Origin of the sequence: Tetzosporium hominis (assembly GCF_002265435.1) — a bacterium.
GTDB lineage: Bacteria > Bacillota > Bacilli > Bacillales_A > Planococcaceae > Chryseomicrobium > Chryseomicrobium hominis.
Window position 1 is genome coordinate 1 of sequence record NZ_NOKQ01000223.1, and the last position, 255, is coordinate 255.

Genomic DNA, 255 nt, shown 5'->3' on the forward strand with positions numbered 1-255 from the left:
TTCGTCCTGTTTTTCGGCATCGGTTTTCTGCTGAATATGCTGCTCAGAATGTCATGGATCATGGCTGTCATTTATCCAATTGTATGCCTTTTCATTGTGAATAAAGAAAAGCTGATTCGCTATGTAGAGGCGCCGGGAGAGGCATTTTCCGGCCTTTTTGACAGAGTGGCTTCTTTGGCTGCTGCCGATATCATCATTTTAGCCAGCGGAATGGCCGGAGCCCTGTTGTCGGGCGTTACGATCAAAGCGCTGCGA

Annotated in this window: 1 protein-coding gene; it reads left to right on the plus strand. The window is 48.2% G+C overall.

Translation table 11 applies throughout. The annotated features are described in order from the left end of the window. Nucleotides 1–255 (plus strand): YuiB family protein (locus CF394_RS11195; protein ID WP_106408208.1); only part of this gene is annotated, 255 nt, incomplete at both ends.